Origin of the sequence: Pseudomonas sp. BIC9C, from assembly GCF_034541995.1 — a bacterium.
GTDB lineage: Bacteria > Pseudomonadota > Gammaproteobacteria > Pseudomonadales > Pseudomonadaceae > Aquipseudomonas > Aquipseudomonas fluorescens_CC.
This window is the reverse complement of sequence record NZ_JAWDGM010000005.1, coordinates 246,935-265,080: the sequence shown is the minus strand read 5'-3', so window position 1 is coordinate 265,080 and position 18,146 is coordinate 246,935. Positions and strand designations below refer to the sequence as shown.

The following is an 18,146-nucleotide window of genomic DNA, read 5'->3' as shown; positions in this document are numbered from 1 at the left end:
GCGGCAAATGTATCACCACTGCACGCCGCGCGGCACTGGCAACATATAAGGATTAATGCCATGAGCCGAATTGTTCTGAGTTCTGTTGAGCGAGCGCAGCGGGAAGTTCTGCCGCTTGATCTAGCGCTTTACCATGCCGCAAGGGACTACCCAGGTGGCGCAGCTGCCATCGCCGCCACCACCGGAAGAAACGCCACCACGCTGCAGCACAAACTCTCCCCAACCCATCCCAGTCACACGGTGAACATTCAGGAGTTCGGCGAGATCTTGGAACTGACCAAGGATCGCCGCATTCTGGATGCGGTACATGCATTGGTCGGTGACACGACCTGGCAGGAACTGGCTGAGGCTTACACCAACGACATGCCCGAAACGTTGACCACTGGCATCGCCGAGTACTTTCGACAGGTGGCGGATCTGGCTGATACCTGGGCCAAAAGCATCGGCGATGGGGTGGTGTCCGATGAGGAGCTCGCCGCGATTCGTCTGCAGGTGTTTCGTGGGATTCAGGGGCTGCTGGGTATGTTCAACCGCGCCACGTATGTCAACCAGACAACGCGGGGTACTGACCGTGGCTGATTGGGCGGATATGGCGGGCGAAATTCTTGAGCGTTCTGATGAAGCCTTTGCAGCGCGCAAGCCTGCGCCGGTGGCAGAGTCTCTGAAGAGTTGTATCGACTGCGACGAACCTATTTCTCCGGCGCGTCGGATGGCCTCAAGAGGTTGCAAGCGTTGCACTGAGTGCGAAGAAATCAAGGCCAAGCAAGGAGCTCACTATGCTCGATGAAGTCTTGGGTCAATTCGCAGACTACGGGCTGGAACCTGAGCAGCCGCTGGTATTTGGCAAGCTGACTCGCTGCAAAACTTCCCAAGACAAGGGGAAGGAAAAGAATGGTTGGTATGTAGTCCATGAGCACCGCACCGAAAAAAACGAAACGCTGATCTTTGGCAGTTTCGGTGACTGGCGTTCTGGCGAGTCACAGAAAATCAAAGTCAAGGCAGGGCGCATGAGCCCCGAGGAGCGCGAAGTCATGCGCGCCCGGCAGGAAGAAGCCAAGCGTAGGGCCGCCGAAATCGCAGCAAACGCTTCACGGCGTGCGGCCAGCCGTGCGGCCGGTCTGTTCAAACGCATGCCAGAAAAGGGCAAAAGTGCTTACCTGGATCGAAAGCAGATCGTCGGCTTCAAAGTTCGCTATGCGCCCCGTACAGGCGCATTTTTGGTGCCCATGTGTAACGTGCGGGATCAGATCGTTGGTCTGCAGGTAATCTTTCCGGCAAAGCAAGAGGACACTGGGCGCGACAAGGCCTACTGGCCCTACGGCATGTCGAAAGAGGGCGCTTTCCATTTGATCGGCCCGCACCCGGAGCCGGGTGAACCGGTACTGGTGTGTGAGGGATACGCCACGGGCGCTAGCCTGCACATGGCGACCTCGCTGACGGTCGCTATTGCCTTTGATGCGGGCAACTTGCTGCCGGTCTCCAAGGCCATGCGGGAGCGTTTCCCCGGTTGCCCACTGATCCTTTGCCGGGACGATGACTGGAAGACCAAACGTCCGAATGGCGAGCCCTGGAACCCGGGTGAAGAGAAGGCGAACAACGCCGCTTTGATCGTCGGTGGCCAAGTGGTCGCGCCAGTCTTCTCGGGCGAGCGTGAGGCCAAATGGACCGACTTCAACGACCTACAAATTGCCGAGGGATTGGAGGCGGTGCGTCGCCAGGTGTTGGCGGTGGTCAAACCTCCAGCAGCTGGTGGTTGGAAGGACCAACTGGCCCGCACCGAAAACGGCTCTTTGATCGCTCACATGCAGAATGTCGAGCTGATCCTGGGCAATGACGAGCGCTGGGCCGGCGTGATCGGTTACAGCGTGTTCAGCTCCAAAATCGTGAAACTGCGATCCGCACCCTTTGGCGGCGGTGCCGGCGACTGGGCCGATATCGATGACATGCGGGTGATGAAGTGGCTCGCCCAGCAGTACAACTTGCGGGTCAAGGCGTCCCATGTGATCGAGGCGGTCAGCGTGGTTGCCCACGACCATGCTTTTCACCCGGTGCGCGAGTACCTGGAGAAGCTGGAGTGGGACCGCGTGCCCAGGCTGGAAAGCTGGTTGACCGATGTCCTGGGCGTCCAGGCCAGTGAGTATTCTGCCAAAGTTGGCAAGCGCTGGCCGATTTCGGCGGTGGCTCGGGTGATGCGCCCGGGCTGTAAGGCTGACTCGGTAATGATCCTCGAAGGTGGGCAGGGTGAAGGTAAGTCCACGGCCATGGGTATTCTCGGCGGCGAGTGGTTTATGGACACGCCTTTTGCCCTCGGCGACAAGGACAGTTTTCAGGCGATTCGCGGCAAGTGGATTGTCGAGCTGGGTGAGCTGGACAGTTTCAACAAGGCTGAGAGCACGAAGGCCAAGCAGTTCTTCTCGGCGTCCACCGACACCTATCGCGAGAGCTACGGCCGCAGAACAAATGATGTGCCACGCCAGTGTGTGTTCGTGGGTACCACCAACCAAGAGGAATACCTCAAGGACGCCACCGGCAATCGCCGTTACTGGCCGGTGTTCTGTAATAAGGTCGACCTGGAAAAACTACGCGAGATCCGTGATCAGCTGTGGGCTGAAGCGGTGTTCTGCTTCGAGGCTGGCGATATCTGGTGGGTGACGAAGGATGAGTCATGGATGTTCGCCGAGGCGCAGGACGAACGCTTTGTTGTGGATGAGTGGGAAGGACCAATCCTGACCTGGTTGGAGGAATCGCAACTCGGCGAAACCGCCACCGGCAACGAGATCCTGACTCAGGCTCTCAAGCTCGATTTCGGCCACTGGAGTAAGCCTGAACAGATGCGAGTCGGCGCGATCATGCACCGGCTGGGCTGGCGTAAGAAGCGTATGCCGGCGTTGGCAAAAAGCGGTGTCCGGCAGTGGGCCTATCAGAAGCCCGAAACGTGGGGCGAGTGTCTGCATTGCAGCAGACGGTGGTAGAGGAGCCTTGCTTTGATTAAGCGAATCGATGAGATGCTCAAGCTCTGGGCGCAGGATCTGCACTCGCCGATTCCTGAAACCTATGGCGGAGCGAGTGGAGGCAACATGATTGCCATGCTGATGGAGTGCAAGGGTGAGCTGATACGTGGCACGCGGGGTAGTCGGGTGCTGTTGGATGAGTCGGCGGATATCGAGCTGATCGTCAACAAGCATTTGCCGGCGCAGCTGTCGCTAGTGGTGTGGGAGCACTACTGCAACCACGAAAGCTTTCTGTCGCAGAAGTACACCCACTGCGGTTGCAGTCGCGATACCTATTATCAGCGTCTGCATGAAGCGCACCTTCACATCGCAGGTCTGTTGATGGGGAAGGCTGCATGACCCCTGGCGTCACTCCGCATACCCTTGTCCTACTGTCCGGCCTTGTCCGACTGCCATTTAATGCGGTCGGACAAGTGCAGGCCGCGCCGTTGCAGGGCTGTCCTACTGTCCAACCTTTGACCGCACCATGCACACGTAAGCGTAGCGGGCACGTAGTCGCGCCCATGGCGCGCACGCGTGCTTTTAGCTTTCTCTCTATACACAAGGAAAAGTTAAGTAAGGTAGGACAGTAGGGCAGAGCCCCGAATTTAAGGGGCTGTAGCTGTCCTACTTCAATTTTGAATGGTGGGACAGGTAGGACAGGGCAATAGAAGCGCAAGCCGAGGTGATGTATTCACCGACATTCGCTAGGCGTTCACCCTGCGTTACCCACTTATTCACCGGGTGGCATTAAAGTAGGGTTGCTGCCACCGGAATCCACCTGTAAAAAGTATTCATCTTCGATAGGTGCGGCCGCAGAGAGCGGCAGGCACCACACACCAAACCCGGCCATTGCGCCGGGTTTTTGCGTTTATGGAGTAGGGCGATGACGAACGAGCAGCAAGCGCTGGCAGAGATGCCCATCTGGTTAGTGATCGTCCTGGCCCTGGTCGGAGGCGTATCAGGAGAGATGTGGCGAGCGGACAAGGATGGGGCGCGAGGGTGGGCTTTGCTGCGTCGCTTAGCCCTGCGGTCCGGTGCCTGTATCGTCTGCGGCGTGTCGGCGATGATGCTGATGATCGGCGCCGGCATGTCGATCTGGACGGCGGGCGCCTTGGGGTTGCCTGACCGCCATGGCCGGTGCCGACGTCGCCATCGGGTTGTACGAGCGCTGGGCCGCCAAGCGTCTTGGTGTCAGCGAATCGTCGGCGGCTGGCGGTGAACAAGGGCAGTAAATCGCGACATCGGAGGCTTACATGGATATCGAACTACAAATCGTGGCGAGCACCTCCGATACGGGAGATGCTTTTGATCCACTGTTCAAGGTGCTGCAATCACTTAAAGATCTTCCCGAGTTTCCGTTTGACGTCTTCTACAGCCTTATCCTCGAGTCGCTTGAACATCTTTCCGTAAGTATCGACGGCTCCGCACTTGCTGCAGGTCACCTTCGAGGCGTTGTTGGGCCTGGCCGGCATCTCGAACTTGTCATTGCCGCACTTACTGCACTTGACACTTATCTTCATCGTTTCAGGTCCTGAACGGTTTGGGTGTTGGCACTCCTATCCTAGTTCAGGACCATCGATAGGGGCGGCAACCATGATGCGGCTTGAGATGCGCGACAACATCGACAAGATCGTGAAGAGCATGCGAGGGCTCGCCCGTAACAAGGTGCCCATTGCAGCGGCCAAGGCGCTGACCTTCACCGCCGAGCGGGTGCGGATCGCAGAGAAAGAAGAGATAGCTCGCGTGTTTGATCGTCCCACTCGCTGGACGTTGAACTCGATTTACAAGCGAAGTGCCACGGCCACCCGATTGTTCGCCCGCGTGTGGGTCAAGGATGAGGCCAGTTCAGGTGTTGCGGCATCGAAGTATTTGCCGGTGCATATGGATGGCGGCAATCGTCCGCACAAGCGATTCGAGAAGGCGCTGATCCACTATGGCCTGTTGCCTGCTGACATGTACGCAGTGCCAGGCCGGCGCGCTCGAATGGATGGCAACGGCAACATCAGTCGTGGGCAGATCCTCCAGATACTCTCCGCCCTCGGTGCCGCCGAACGTGTGTCGGGCTTTATGGCCAACCGCACGGCTCGCAGTAAACGCCGCAATCGCAATGCCCCTGACTACTTCGCGGGTCGCCCGGGCAATGGCACTGGCCCATTGGGTATCTGGCAACGCATTGGCAACGGTGCGCGGCCCATCCTGATCTTCGTTAAGCGTCCGACCTATCGTCGTCGCTTCGACTTCTACGGAGTGGCCAACCGCGTCGCCGCTACCGAGTTCGAACCGCTGTTTCGCCGGGCATTGGCCCGTGAGATGGCTCGCGACTGAGGCCTTCGTCGATTTTTCAGCGTTTTCGCCCGGTTTTGGGGCGAATCGGACACGGATCGAGGCCTCATGCCCTTTTTCAATGGGTCCTTCCGGAGACCTAAGAGATTGGGGTAATTCGAACCCCGACTTTTTCACAGATTCAACTCGACATAGGGGGTTCCGCTTCCATGCCAGCCACAGGACCAGACCATGCCAACCCAACGTGAAATCGCCGAACACTTAGACATGAGTGAGCGCAATGCCCGCGACGTGCTCAAGGGGTTGGACCTGGATTGGCAGGCGGCGCCCCTTGATGAGATCCGCACGGCTTACATCCGCGACCTGCGTGGAAAAGCCGCGGGGCGCGGAGGCAGCCAGCTTGAACAACTCAACAGAGCGCGGATCGATGACTTGCAACAGAAGTCGGCGAACGGGCGGTTGGCGTATCACGAAAAACTGCGCTCATTGATCTCTGCTGCCGAGGCTGAGCGGGTGCTGTCCGACTGGGCCGGCTTCGCCAACCGGGAATACCTGGGCGGCCTTGAACGAATCCTTCAGGAAATCGAAAACGTGCAGAAACTCACGATTGATCGAACAGTGGTGGCCAAAGTTGCTGGACCTACAACCGAGCGAATTGCAGGCTACGCGCGAAAACTTGGCGCGGAGCTTGTTGGCAGCAGCGGGGAAATTTAACCCGCCGCGTGACATTCCGACCGCGCACTACCTGAGCACCGAGTTTTACCTGCCCTCAGAGAGTGGCGTGTTGCACGGCCTCTACGACTTCCAGTACACGCCTTACTTTCTCGGCGTTGCCGCCGCCCTGGATGATCCGCGGGTCAGTGAAGTTGACCTGATGAAAGCCGCGCAGATCGGCTGGACGTGGTTCCTGATCGGCTACCTGTTCAAGTTCATTCACAACCTGCCGCGTCCGATCATGATCCTGTTTGCCAAGGAAAAGGACGGCAAGAACTTCCACGACGAAAAGCTCAAGTTCGGTGTCACGGCGAACACGGAAGTGGCGAAGCTGATGCCGGTTGACGTCAGCCGCACTTCCGGCAATCGCTGGGACCATAAGACCTTCCCGGGCGGGTTCCTCAAGCTGGTAGCGTCCAACTCCCCCGGCAACGTCAAATCCACATCGTCTGTCGGTCTGTCGGTGGTCGAGGAACCGGACGATACCAGCGACGACGTGAAGGGGCAGGGGGATGCAATCGCCCTGCTCGAGGAGCGTGGCAAGCGTTATCCCGGCTCCAAGATGCTGGTGGGCGGTACGCCAGCCATCAAGGGCGCGAGCAAGACCGAAGCCAGGCTGGCCCAGACCGATTGCCGGGTGTTGCCGATCATCTGTCACACCTGCGGCCAGGCTCATGTGCTGGACTTCGCGCACATCAAGTGGCTCGACATCGAAGAGGAAGCTCAGCCCCATGAAATCTACGGGCGTGCGGATCCGGCAACCGCTGGTTATGCCTGCCCGCACTGCGGCGAGATCTGGGACGACTACCAGCGCAAGGAAAACATCCGCAACACGGTGTTCAATGCCATTGACGCAGGTGACCCGAACTGCGGCTGGGTGCCGACCAAACCCTTTGCCGGTCGTGCCGGGTTCATTGAGTTGAACGAGCTCTACGCCTGCCTGCCGGGCACCAGCCTGGCCGATATCGTGCGCGAGAAACTCAACGCCGAGCACCAGGCGTCGATGGGCAACCTGTCGCTGCTGATCAAGTTCGTCAACCAGAAACAGGGCCGCGCCTACGAGTACAAGTCGGACCTGCCCGAGGCAGACAAACTGGCAGAGCGGGCGGAAGACTACCCCGAACTGTTCGTGCCAATGGGTGGCCTGGTGGTCACGGCCGGCGTGGACGTCCAGCATGACCGCCTCGCGGTTGTCATGCGGGCTTGGGGCCGCGGTGAGGAATCCTGGTTGCTGTACTGGGGCGAGATCTACGGCGAGGTGGTGTTGCCCGATCAGGGCGTGTGGCTGGACCTGGAGAAACTGCTGTTTGCTCCCATCACCCACGCCTGCGGTGCCAAATTGAAGGTGCTCGCGGTGTCGCTTGACACCTCGGACGGTACCGTTACCCAGGACGCGGCGTATGCGTTTTGCCGTAAACACCAGCGCAATGGCGTGATGGCGATCAAGGGCGCTAGTGAACGGGGCAACAGCCGGGACGATGAGCGAAAAGAAATATTCAGTGCGCCTCGGCAGGGTGTCGACACCGACAAAGAGCAGAAGGCCTCGAAGTATGGCCTGCGCCCCTACATCGTCGGTACCTCCCGAGCCAAGGACCTCTGGATTGAAGGTCGGTTACCGCTAGCTGGCGACGGGCCGGGCCGCATGCACTTCTACAAGACAGTGCGGCCCGACTACTGGCGGCAGATCACCGCCGAAGTGAAAGCCCCCAGCCGCCGGCATCACTACCGCAAGGTGTGGCAGAAAAAGGCGGGTGAGCCGAACGAAGCCACCGACTGTGAAACCTACGCCCTCCACGCGGCTCGTTCGCTGAAAACTCATCTGCTGCAAGAGCACGACTGGGCGGCGCTTGATGCCCAGATTCGGCAGGGGGCGTTGTTCTTCGATGCACCGCCGGCGATTGAGCCGGCTCACGATCCAGATCCTGAGCGTGATGCAGCTGCTGAGCCACCGGCGCCGGTCGCACCTGTTGAACCACCTGAACTCCCGCCATCTGGCGGGAGAGTTATTTCTGGGCGCCGCAGTGCAATGCGTGTGCTCTCCCAACGCAGGAATTAACCCATGGCCATCACACTGGAACAGGCGCAGAGCCAACTTCAAGCGTGGCTCGACGCAAGCATCAAGGTCAGCCAGAAACAGAGCTATCGCATCGGCACCCGGCAGCTGGAATATGCAGATGCCGCTGAAATCACGCGGATGATCGACTACTGGCAAGGCCAGGTTGATCGGCTGGCCAGCGGACGGCCTCGGGGTATAACGCTGCGTGGGATTACGCCGCTATGAGCCGCGCACCGAAAGCACCTGAACCGACGCTGTTGGACAAAGCCATCAGTTGGATCAGTCCAGAGCGCGGTGCCAAGCGGATGCATGCACGCATGACGATGACCGCATTGGGCGGTTACACCGGAGCCTCCAAGGCGAAACGCTCGTTGAGTGCCTGGAATCCTACGGCGGGCAGTGCCGCGGCGGACCTGCTGCCTGACTTGCCCACGTTGCGCGAGCGCTGTCGCGACTTGGAGCGCAACAACCCCATCGGCGGTGGCGCGATTAACACGGTGACGACGAAAACGGTTGGTACCGGCTTGGCCCTCAAGTCGGTGGTCAATCGTCAGATCCTCGGGTGGGATGAAGAGCAGGCCCGCAACTGGCAGCGCAATACCGAATCGCTGTTCAAGTCTTGGGCCGAAACCAACTGCTGCGACATTACCCGAGAGCAGAACTTTTATGGCCTGCAGGAGCTGGCGTGGCGGTCGGTGCTGAGCAGCGGGGATGTGTTCCCCCTGCTGACACACAAGGTTCAGGCAGGCCATCACTACTCGGCGTGCATTCAACTGATCGAGGGCGACCGGGTCTGCAACCCCGACGGCAAGGCCGACACGGAGATACTCACCGCCGGTATAGAACGTGATGCGGACGGGGCGCCGGTCAAGGCGCACATCCTGCGCAGCCATCCGGGTGCGCTGGGGGTGAAAGAGCGGAAGTGGGATGAACGTCCGTTCTTCAATGAGCGGGGCGGCCGGGTCCTGCTGCACCTGTACCGGCGCCGTCGTGTGGGTCAGCCCCGCGGGGTACCGTACCTGGCGCCGGTGATCGAAAAGCTCAAACAGCTCGACCGCTACACCGACGCCGAGCTGGAAGCGGCGGTGGTGTCGGCGTTCTTCGCGGTGTTCATCAAGCCAGGCAATGGTGGCCAGCTCAGCCCTTTGGCTTCGGCCGCTACGGGCAATACGCCGGTGGGCGGTGATGGTCCGGCAGGGCGCGCTTCTGGCGGCTGGGACGGTGCGCTCAGCGGTGGCATCGTGGCCGAGCTGGATGACGGCGCCTCCATCGACACCGCGTCCCCGGGGCGTCCGAACATGGCCTTTGATCCTTTCGTGCTGGCCATGCTGCGGCAGATCGGTATGGCCCTGAGCTGCCGTATGAGGTGCTGATCAAGCACTTCACTGCCAGTTATACGGCGGCCCGGGCTGCCGTCATGGAGGCCTGGCAGTTTGTGCGCGGGTGCCGCGACTTTTTGGGGCACAACTTCTGTCAGCCGGTGTACGAGCATTGGCTGGAAGAAGCCGTTGCTCAAGGCGATGTCGAAGCGCCGGGCTTTTTTGACCATCCGTTGTTGCGCTATGCCTACTGCGGGTCGCTGTGGGTCGGGGATGGCCCGGGCACGGTGGACCCCCTGAAAGACGTCAACGCCGCGGAAAAGCGTATTGATATCGGCATCAGCACACTGGCGAAGGAATCGATGCTCTATGACGGCAGCGACTGGGAAGAAAACCACGAACAGCGGGCGCTGGAGGTAAAGCGCCGCCTTGACGATGGCCTTTCTGCAACGCCTACAGCACGTCCGGAAAATGAGCCTGCCGTAAACCCCGACCTTCCTGAACGGACATAACTATGAGCGACAACCCAACCGATGCACCTCCCGTGCACCGGGTGACGGCGTTCGACCTGGTGTCACGCGAGCCCTGGGCCATCACCCCGGACATGCTGCAGACCATCACCGCTATCGCCCGCCGCGAGAATGAAGGGCCAGAAGCCTTGGAGGCTCGGCAAGGCAAGCCCTTGCAGAACACCCGAACGGTGACACAGCGCGGCAACGTGGCGTTGTTGCCGGTCACCGGCCCGGTGTTCCGCTACGCCAACCTCTTTACGGCGCTGTCCGGTGCGACCTCGTTGGACGTGCTGGCCAAGGAGTTCACCACGGCGGTGGATGACCCGCGAACCGACACCATCATCCTGGTGATGGACACGCCCGGCGGCATCGCCAGCGGCATCGCGGAGTTCGGCCAAATGATCCGCGCCTCGCCCAAGCGGGTCGTGGCCTACGTCTCCGGCAACGCGGCCAGCGCCGGTTACTGGATGGCCGCGGCAGCCCATGAAATTGTCATGAGCCGCACGGGCGCGGTCGGCTCTATTGGCACTGTGTTGACGGTGCAAAAAAACGGCGACGACGGCAGTTTCGAGATCGTCAGCAGCCAGAGCCCCAAAAAAAGGCCGGACTTCGGCACCGAGTCAGGCCGTGCGCAGGCCCAGGCCCATGTCGATCGATTGACCGACATCTTTGTCGAGGACGTCGCCAACTATCGCGGCCTCAGTGTTGAAACCGTGCTGGCCGACTTCGGCCAGGGCGACATGCGGATTGGTTCTGATGCCGTTGAACTGGGCATGGCTGACCGTGAATCCACCCTTGAAAACCTTATCGCCGAATTCAATGGCAGCTCTTCTGGAGATCGATCCATGTCCACGCCAAACAGCAGCACTGCACCGACCCCAACGACTGACAAGCCAGCCATGACCCGCGAGTACCTGGCCGCGAACCATGCCGAGCTGCTGGCCAGCCTGGAACATGACGCACACGCAGCCGGTGCCCGTGCTGAGTGTGACCGCATCAAGGCTGTCGAGGCGGCTGGCTTGCCGGGCCATGAAGAACTGATTGCCAGCCTCAAGTTCGATGGAAAAACCAGTGGTGCCGAAGCCGCCGCACAGGTGATCAGTGCCGAGAAATCGAAGCGCGTAAACGCACTGGCCGATATTCGTGGCAGTGCTGCCGAGCCCGTACCGGCTGTCGCTACACCGCCAGCGGCTCCAGCGGCTACCCAGGAAGATCCGGACGCGCCGCTGGAAGAGCGCGCCAAAGCAACGTGGGACCGCGACAAGGAGTTGCGCACTGAATTCGGAACGTTCGAGGCCTACCACGGCTATCGCCGCGCTTCCGACAAAGGGCTGATCAAGGTCCTGAAAAAGTAAGCACCTGGTAATCCTCTAACCCCTGGCCCTGGAGAATCCTATGCCACTTACCCTCGACACCCCACGCGCTTACGAAACGGGGGATATCAACGATCTGCCCGTCGCTGGCGGCGCTCAAATCTTCGAAGGCTCGGCGGTCGGCATTGTTGCCGCCAGCGGCCTGGCTCGACCGCTCGCCGCCGGTGATCTGTTTGCCGGCTTTACTGATTGCGGTGCTGACAACCGCATCGGCGGCGCCGGTGCGATCCGCGTGCGCACGCGTGAACACGGCAAGGTTCAGCTCGCTGTCGCTGCGCTGGCGATCACGGACATCGGCAAAGCTGTCTACGCCAGTGACAGCGGCACCTTCGTGCTGACTGCGGCTGGCAATAGCCGCGTCGGCCATGTGCACCGCTTCGTCAGTGGCGGCGTGGGCATCGTCAAGTTCGCTGCGCAGGCCATTCCGGTCGCTCCGTAACATCCCCCGTAACTGGCGCAACTCCATTTTTTCCATTTCATCCTTCTTCGGGAGAATCACCCATGGGTGCTGAAGTACTGTCCAGTCGTGCCGTGATCGGTACGTTTTACGAGCTGCTCGAACAAAATGTCGGCAATACCTGGATCGATGCAGTCTCCAACCTGTTCGACTCTGACCAGGCCAAAGAAACCTATCCTTGGATCGGCATGGTGCCAACCCTGCGCGAATGGATCGGCGGGCGTCATGCCAAGGGCTTCAACAGTGCTGACCTCGAAATCGAGAACCTGCACTTTGAAGCGACCATCGAAGTCCTGGTCAAAGAACTGCGCCGCGACAAAACCGGTCAACTGCGCATTCGTCTGGGCGAACTGGCTGACCGTACCAACGCGCACTGGGCGCGCCTGTTGTCGGTGTTGCTGCTCAACGGCGAGAGCCAGGTCTGCTACGACGGGCAGTACTACTTCGACACCGACCACCAGGAAGGCCAAAGTGGTGTCCAGTCCAACAAGATCACCACCGCCATTGCCAACCTGCCTGCCGAAAAGCACGGTACACCGACTGCCCCCAGCGTCGAAGAATTCCAGCAGGCCGTAGCCAAGTCGGTCACCCAGTTGACCAGCCTGAAAGACGATCAGGGCGAGCCGATCAACGAACTGGCTCGCGAGTTCTTGGTGATGGTGCCGTTCAACCTGCTGAGCGTTGCCCAATCTGCGTTGAGCGTGCCCCGCGGTACCAACATCAACGAAATCGTCATGCCGGATAACGTCGTGGTGCGCGTGGTGGGTAACGTTCGCCTCAACGCCTGGCAGGACCAGTTCGTCACCCTGCGTACTGACGGTCGCCTGAAAGCGTTTATTCGTCAGCAGGAAACCGACGTGGTGATGAAGGCCAAGGCTGAAGGCTCGGAGTACGAGTTCGACAACGATGCCCACCAGTACGGTGTCGACACCTGGCGCAACGTGGGCTTCGGTCGTTGGCAGTACGCCGTCCTGAACAAACTGGTGTAGGCCAACGGGCCTACACGTCATCGAGGACATTGATATGCCGAAGTATCACGTTGATCAGCCCATCACGCTGTACAGCGGTGAGTTGATCTTGACCGCTGCCCAGGCTGCTGTGCGTGCGCATAGCCTGGAAGCGGTCCAGGGAAAAAGGGACGCTACATCATTCTGGATGCCGTTCAGTTCAAGGCGGGGAGGTCATCGTTATCCCTGGCGAACCGGACAAGGCGTTGGTGCAGCGCGTGAGTAAGGTCGAGAAAGCAGCCGGGGGCAGTGATGGCGAATAAGTCCTACACGGTTGTGTCCGGAACGTTTCGCGGTCCGGATAACAAGGTGACCGGGCCCGGTGACCAGATCGAATTGCCGGCCGACGTAGCTGAACGTTTTCGCCATCAGCTGGTGGAGGTGAAGGTGGAGACCGCCGCCCTACCAGTTCAGGAAAGCGTCCCACGTAAAGGCACCCAGGCCAAGGATGGCGACAGTGCTTAATGAGGATCTCGCGGGCTTTCTGGAAGATTTCGACGTGGGCGGGGTGATTGATGGTCAATCCTTTCTGGCGGCCCGGGATATGCCCGACGAGATCGTTGGAATGGGTGGGCTGAACAGCCAATCCACCAGCTACGAGATCCTGGTTATCACCGCCGAGGCCGAACGCCTTGGCATCGACAATCCCAAGTTGATCACCGTCGGTGGCGTCACTTTCAGGGTGCGCGATCGCCGCATGATCGATGACGGCGCTTTCAGTCTGGCCTCTCTCACCAAGGTTTAAATCCCATGCCTTCGATTCAAGAACGCATCGTCGAAAAGGCGAGGACGCTGATTTCGGCTGCCGGTACGTTGGCAGAGGATCGTGTGTTTCGCAGCCGTACTGAAGCGCTGACGCGAGGCATGACCCCGGCCATCGTGCTGCGTCCTGATCTGGAAACCACCGAGCGCGAAAGCGCCTCGGTGGACCGCAACCAGTTTGAACTGTCAGTTGAAATTCTGGCGCGGGAGAACACCACCAGCGGTGAGGCCTGGGACCAGGTTGCCGATCTGGTCAAGGTCGCGGTCCATGCCGTCCTGCTGGCAGAGGATGCGTTTGTTGAGGCGGATCGGGTGCAACGTTTCTACATCGATTGGATCGAGGAAGACGGGGACAACACAGCCGGTAACTGCATGGTGCGTTACCGCTTTACCTACCTGTGCAATACCGGCGACTTGACGTCCGGCCCTACCTTTTACTGAGGAACACACTATGCAAATTGCATTCGGCAGCGGGTTGTTTTATGCCACCCCGCTGATGGACGCCTATGGCAACTCGCTGGTCGCACCGACCCCCATCCTGCTCGGCATCATGCAGGAAGCCTCGGTCGATCTGTCCTATGACTCCAAGGAGCTGTTCGGTAGCGAACAGTTCGCGGTCGACGCCGCTCGTGGTCAGGGCAAGCTGTCCGGCAAGGCAAAAGCGGCGCAGATCAGCCTTGCGCAGTGGAATGCTCTGGTTTTCGGCCAGCACCTGCAGCCCGGTCAGGTGCTGGTGCATCACGCGACCACGCCGACGCCTGTGCCGGCAGGCGGCAAGATCACCGTGACGCCGCCCGTTGGTGGTCTATTGGCGGGTGATCTGGGGGTACGTGGTGCCGGAGCGCTGCCTTTTGAGCGAGTGCTGGCCGCTCCTGCAGTAGGTCAGTACACCTATAACGCCGTGACGGGCGAGTACAGTTTCGCGGTTGCCGATGTCGATAAGCAGGTGTTTATCGACTACCGCTATTCCGTTTCTACGGGTAAGAGCCTGTCGGTTCGAAACTTGCCCATGGGCGATATGCCGGTGTTCCAGGGTGAGCTGTACCTGAAGTACAAGGGCAAAGCGATCTATGTCCGAGTGCCGAACTTCGTCAGCAACAAGCTGGGCTTCGGTACCAAGCAGGACGACTACACCATCCCTGACTTTGAATTCACGGGCTACGCCGATGAGTTTGGCGAGGTCGTGTACTGGAGTACCAGCGAATGACGGTCGTGAATGTTCCGGGTGTGGAGTTCCCGTTTCCCGGGAAGGTATTGGTTATTCCGCCGCTGGCTCTGGGTGATCTGGAGCAGTTGCTGGACCGCATCAACTCGGTGATGGCGGGCAACATGGACAAGGACAGCATCGCGACCGTGATCGATGCGACGCACGCGGCATTGCGTCGTAACTATCCCGATATCGAGCGCGCTGAGGTTGCCGCGCTGTTGGACCTGAGAAACATGCGTGATGCTCTCGATGCGGTGATGAGCGCCTCGGGTCTGGAAGTCCAGGATGCGGCGCCGGGGGAAGCGGTGGCCCCTTCGACTGGGGCCAGCTCTACGCTCACCTGATTGCTAGCACCGGTCAGAGCCCGGTCACGCTGCGACGTGACTGGGACATGATCATGGTGGGGCACATGACGGACTACTGGCACCACCATCCGCCTGTTCATGTGCTGGTTGCCGGATATCTGGGGTACAAGCCAACGCAATCGGACCGTGGGGCGCCAGACCTGGCGACCAACATGGCTGCACTGGCTGCAGATATGCGCGACGAACTGCCTGAGCATTTGCGTGGCGCTTTGGATGCCTTTGTCGTACCAGGCTGAGGCAGCGCCGAGCGTTCTCTCGTCATCAACAGAACTCCGCTCAGGCGGAGTTTTTTATTTTCTTGCACAGTGAGTGTCCGGCATGGATAGAAATATCGCGTACCAGTTCACTGCCGGCACCCAGGGTTTTGACCGCGCAGTCGAAAGCATCGAGCGCAATATGCGTGACGCCCGAACAACGCTCAGCCGAGAGCTGCGGGCCATCAACACCGACATGGTGGGTAGTCAGGCCCAGCTCGGAAAGTTTGGCCCGGCGGTGAATGACGCCTTTCGGGTGTCGCGAGCGTCATGCGCTCTGGATTGGGGGGCGTAGCCGCGGGCATTTTGGGCGTATTTGGGATCGGCGCCTTCAAGCTGGGCCAGTTGGTCAGTGACAGCAAGGAAGCGGCGATCCAGCAGCAGGCGGCCTATCGCGGTTTGGAAGCGGTGGCCAACCATGCTGGCGTCGGAATCGGGCGGGCCATGGATGAGGCCAACAAGCTGGCAGCGGATGGTTTGATTAGCGTCGGGGATGCGGCCAAGGCGCTGCAGAACCTGCTGAGCCGTGGTTATAGCGTTGACCAGGCGGTGTCGATCATCAACCGCTTGAAGGACGCTGCGGCGTTCAACCGACAAGCCAGTCTCAGTATGTCCGAAGCAGTGGTGACCGCAACCGAGGGCTTGAAGAACGAAAACTCGGTGCTGGTCGACAACGCCGGGGTAACGAAAAACGTCGCCAAGATGTGGGATGAGTACGCCAAGAGCATCGGCACCACGCGCGACAAACTGAGCGATTCGCAGAAGATCCAGGCCGAATACAACGGAATCATGAAAGAGACCGAGGCCCAGGTCGGCAATGCGAAGAAGGCGGCCGATGGGCTGACGGGTAGCCAGGCGGAGCTTGACTCGAGGAGCAATGAACTCAAAGTCACCATTGGCACAATCCTCGAGCCTGTTTTTATCAGCCTGAACAAGCGTCTGGCTGAAACCGCCGGTTGGTTCAATGGCATTCTCAAAGGCATGACGGGGGTGGGGCTGACCGTCGAGGAAGTGTCGGCGAATGTCGCTCGCTATGAGGCGATGCTGGCAAACGTTGGCAATAAAGGGCCACGGGGTGGGGGTGGCAAGGCCCAGCTGGAGGGCTCGTTACAGGAAGAGCGCCTGTTGCTGGAAAGCATGCAGCTCACCTCCACTAAGATCGATCAGGTAGATGCCGGCATGCGGTCACGCATGGCGCGAATCGAGGCACAGCGAGCCAAGGTCGCGGAAATGGCGGCGACCGGTGACACCGCGTTGACCAAGCCTCCCCAGCAAGGGCGCGTCGCTCCAACAGCCTATGGCATTGAAATAGCGCGCCTCACTAAGCTTGAACAGGCATACGCCGCTGCCGTCGAGCATCGCAAAAATCTGGTTCAAACCACCACGCCGCCACCGGCGAAAACGGACACTCCGACCGCACCGACTGGACCTACAAAATCCCGGGTCAGCCAGTGGTCTGAAGCGCTGGATGCGCAGAAGGTCGCACACGCGCAGATGCAGTCGGAGCAGGGGACCTTTCTGAAGTTCTCGCAACAGAAGGAAATGGACTACTGGCAGGCCATCCTTAAACGTACTGATCTCAGCGCGTCCGAAAGGCTCACCGTGCAACGCAACTACCTCGGCGCCTTGAACGGGCTTCGGCGTCAGGACGAAGGCAAAGCGTTTGCAGACCTGCAGGCTCAGGCCCAGCAGTACCGCCATAACATGGACGCTCGGCTGCAAATTGCTCAGCAGGTGCTGGATCGCAGCCGGCAGTTGTATGGCCAAGACTCCCAGGAGTACCAGCGGGCGGCTTCTGAGGTTGTTGCTATCGAGCGGGAGAAACAGCAGCAGATTGCCAACATGAAGCAACAGCAGGTTGCTGCTGATCAGCAAACCCGGCTCACGGACATTGCCCATGCTGAACAAATGGCCCAATTGGACCTGCAGGCCAACCTGATCACCCAAGGTCAGTTGTTGCAGGCGCAAGCCGAGTTCGAGCAACAACGCTACGCGATTGAGGCCCAGGCTCTGGTGCAGCGTAAGGCTTTGCTGGAACAGGACCCTGACCGCAACCCAGTTGCCCTGCAGCAGGTTCAGCAACAGATCCTGGCGCTGGAGCAGACCCACCGCAACAGCATGGCCGTCATCGGTCGGCAGCAAACCCTGGAGTCCCAGAGCAACTGGTCCGGCATGCTCGGCGGCATTCAGTCGAGCTGGAGTAGTGGCCTCAACGGCATCCTGACCGGGACGATGAGCACTCAAGGGTTGCTGCAGGGCATCTTCGGCAGCATCGGCACCGCGTTCATCGAGAACATGGTGACCAAGCCGTTGATGGCCTGGATGTTTGGGGAAACCGCTAAGACTGGTGCGACGGTGGCCGGCGTCGGTGTGCGTACCGCCGCCGAGGCGGGTGGTGCGGCCATGTCCGTAGCGATCTGGGGTGCAGCCACGATGAAGAACATCATCGCCAGTGCCTGGCAAGCGATGGCGGGTGCCTTCGCGGCCATGTCGGCGATTCCTATCATCGGTCCCGTGCTGGGTGTCGCTGCCGCAGCGGCGGCCGGCGCCTTCGTGTTCGGCATGGTGAAAAACGTGGCGTCAGCCGAAGGCGGTTACGACATTCCGGCGGGTACCAACCCGATGACCCAGCTTCACGAACAGGAAATGGTTCTGCCCAAGCAGTACGCCAACGTCATCCGCCAGGCGGCGAATGGCGACGGGCAACTGGGTGGCGGTGGCACCTACCACTACAACGATTACAGCGGCCGGATGACGCCGGCAGACATCCGGCGCAATGCCCGGGCGTTTGCCGAAGAAATGCAAAAAATGCGGCGCAACGGTGCCATCAAGGCATAGGGGGAA

The 18,146-nt window shown here is 60.0% G+C and carries 21 protein-coding genes and 2 pseudogenes; 22 read left to right on the top strand and 1 reads right to left on the bottom strand.

Translation table 11 applies throughout. The features are described from left to right. Nucleotides 1-60 precede the first annotated feature (60 nt). From RS887_RS22055 to RS887_RS22035, 5 genes and pseudogenes are all read left to right on the top strand, one after another. The gene (locus RS887_RS22055) at nt 61-579 is read left to right on the top strand and encodes a phage regulatory CII family protein (RefSeq protein ID WP_322617022.1); all 519 of its coding nucleotides are present in this window, start codon (nt 61-63) and stop codon (nt 577-579) included. Continuing rightward, nucleotides 464-787, top strand: a complete 324-nt coding sequence (locus tag RS887_RS22050; RefSeq protein WP_322617021.1) for a TraR/DksA C4-type zinc finger protein — start codon at nt 464-466, stop codon at nt 785-787. The genes RS887_RS22055 and RS887_RS22050 overlap by 116 nt, the downstream gene beginning before the upstream one ends. Further along, nucleotides 777-2,992 (top strand): annotated as a pseudogene (locus RS887_RS22045) (VapE domain-containing protein). Before RS887_RS22050 ends, RS887_RS22045 begins: the two are co-directional and overlap by 11 nt. Beyond that, nucleotides 2,985-3,350: a hypothetical protein gene (locus RS887_RS22040; protein WP_322617020.1), complete on the top strand. Its 366-nt coding sequence runs from the start codon at nt 2,985-2,987 to the stop codon at nt 3,348-3,350. Before RS887_RS22045 ends, RS887_RS22040 begins: the two are co-directional and overlap by 8 nt. A 526-nt stretch (nt 3,351-3,876) precedes the next feature. Further along, a pseudogene (locus RS887_RS22035) lies at nt 3,877-4,225 on the top strand (phage holin family protein). 99 nt (nt 4,226-4,324) lie between these two features. Here the strand turns inward: RS887_RS22035 and RS887_RS30645 are convergent. Beyond that, on the bottom strand, nt 4,325-4,465 hold the full coding sequence (locus RS887_RS30645) for an ECs_2282 family putative zinc-binding protein (RefSeq protein WP_416340006.1): 141 nt from the start codon (nt 4,463-4,465) through the stop codon (nt 4,325-4,327). Nucleotides 4,466-4,586: 121 nt separating this feature from the next. On the opposite strand from RS887_RS30645, the gene RS887_RS22025 reads away from it, so the two are divergent. From RS887_RS22025 to RS887_RS21945, 17 genes are all read left to right on the top strand, one after another. Continuing rightward, complete coding sequence (locus tag RS887_RS22025) at nt 4,587-5,318, top strand: hypothetical protein (RefSeq protein WP_322617018.1); 732 nt, start codon at nt 4,587-4,589, stop codon at nt 5,316-5,318. Between the two features lie 189 nt (nt 5,319-5,507). Continuing rightward, nucleotides 5,508-5,990 (top strand): hypothetical protein, encoded by a 483-nt coding sequence (locus RS887_RS22020; RefSeq protein WP_322617017.1) that lies wholly within the window; start codon nt 5,508-5,510, stop codon nt 5,988-5,990. After that, nucleotides 5,965-8,046 carry a phage terminase large subunit family protein gene (locus tag RS887_RS22015; RefSeq protein ID WP_322617016.1) on the top strand — a complete coding sequence of 694 codons (2,082 nt, stop codon included), beginning with the start codon at nt 5,965-5,967 and terminating at the stop codon, nt 8,044-8,046. The genes RS887_RS22020 and RS887_RS22015 overlap by 26 nt, the downstream gene beginning before the upstream one ends. A 3-nt stretch (nt 8,047-8,049) precedes the next feature. Beyond that, a complete protein-coding gene (locus RS887_RS22010) occupies nt 8,050-8,271 on the top strand; it encodes a DUF6148 family protein (protein WP_085715656.1) in 222 nt (73 codons plus the stop codon). After that, nucleotides 8,268-9,419 (top strand): phage portal protein, encoded by a 1,152-nt coding sequence (locus RS887_RS22005; RefSeq protein WP_322617015.1) that lies wholly within the window; start codon nt 8,268-8,270, stop codon nt 9,417-9,419. The genes RS887_RS22010 and RS887_RS22005 overlap by 4 nt, the downstream gene beginning before the upstream one ends. Further along, entirely contained in the window at nt 9,413-9,877 is a 465-nt protein-coding gene (locus RS887_RS22000) for a hypothetical protein (protein WP_322617014.1), read from the top strand. The genes RS887_RS22005 and RS887_RS22000 overlap by 7 nt, the downstream gene beginning before the upstream one ends. Nucleotides 9,878-9,879: 2 nt before the next feature. Next, on the top strand, nt 9,880-11,232 hold the full coding sequence (locus RS887_RS21995; RefSeq protein WP_322617013.1) for a S49 family peptidase: 1,353 nt from the start codon (nt 9,880-9,882) through the stop codon (nt 11,230-11,232). A 40-nt stretch (nt 11,233-11,272) separates the two neighbouring features. Beyond that, nucleotides 11,273-11,689: a hypothetical protein gene (locus RS887_RS21990; protein WP_322617012.1), complete on the top strand. Its 417-nt coding sequence runs from the start codon at nt 11,273-11,275 to the stop codon at nt 11,687-11,689. Between the two features lie 62 nt (nt 11,690-11,751). Then, nucleotides 11,752-12,696: a Mu-like prophage major head subunit gpT family protein gene (locus tag RS887_RS21985; protein ID WP_322617011.1), complete on the top strand. Its 945-nt coding sequence runs from the start codon at nt 11,752-11,754 to the stop codon at nt 12,694-12,696. A gap of 270 nt (nt 12,697-12,966) precedes the next feature. Beyond that, the gene (locus RS887_RS21980) at nt 12,967-13,179 is read left to right on the top strand and encodes a hypothetical protein (RefSeq protein ID WP_322617010.1); all 213 of its coding nucleotides are present in this window, start codon (nt 12,967-12,969) and stop codon (nt 13,177-13,179) included. Next, nucleotides 13,172-13,459: a hypothetical protein gene (locus tag RS887_RS21975; RefSeq protein WP_322617009.1), complete on the top strand. Its 288-nt coding sequence runs from the start codon at nt 13,172-13,174 to the stop codon at nt 13,457-13,459. The genes RS887_RS21980 and RS887_RS21975 overlap by 8 nt, the downstream gene beginning before the upstream one ends. A 5-nt stretch (nt 13,460-13,464) precedes the next feature. Further along, nucleotides 13,465-13,917 (top strand): hypothetical protein, encoded by a 453-nt coding sequence (locus RS887_RS21970; RefSeq protein ID WP_322617008.1) that lies wholly within the window; start codon nt 13,465-13,467, stop codon nt 13,915-13,917. 10 nt (nt 13,918-13,927) lie between these two features. After that, nucleotides 13,928-14,683 carry a hypothetical protein gene (locus RS887_RS21965; protein WP_322617007.1) on the top strand — a complete coding sequence of 252 codons (756 nt, stop codon included), beginning with the start codon at nt 13,928-13,930 and terminating at the stop codon, nt 14,681-14,683. After that, nucleotides 14,680-15,027: a hypothetical protein gene (locus tag RS887_RS21960; RefSeq protein WP_322617006.1), complete on the top strand. Its 348-nt coding sequence runs from the start codon at nt 14,680-14,682 to the stop codon at nt 15,025-15,027. The genes RS887_RS21965 and RS887_RS21960 overlap by 4 nt, the downstream gene beginning before the upstream one ends. Nucleotides 15,028-15,092: 65 nt before the next feature. Next, nucleotides 15,093-15,284 carry a hypothetical protein gene (locus tag RS887_RS21955; RefSeq protein ID WP_143492081.1) on the top strand — a complete coding sequence of 64 codons (192 nt, stop codon included), beginning with the start codon at nt 15,093-15,095 and terminating at the stop codon, nt 15,282-15,284. 82 nt (nt 15,285-15,366) lie between these two features. After that, nucleotides 15,367-15,597 carry a hypothetical protein gene (locus RS887_RS21950; protein ID WP_322617005.1) on the top strand — a complete coding sequence of 77 codons (231 nt, stop codon included), beginning with the start codon at nt 15,367-15,369 and terminating at the stop codon, nt 15,595-15,597. After that, nucleotides 15,573-18,140, top strand: a complete 2,568-nt coding sequence (locus RS887_RS21945; RefSeq protein WP_322617004.1) for a hypothetical protein — start codon at nt 15,573-15,575, stop codon at nt 18,138-18,140. The genes RS887_RS21950 and RS887_RS21945 overlap by 25 nt, the downstream gene beginning before the upstream one ends. Nucleotides 18,141-18,146: the final 6 nt, after the last annotated feature.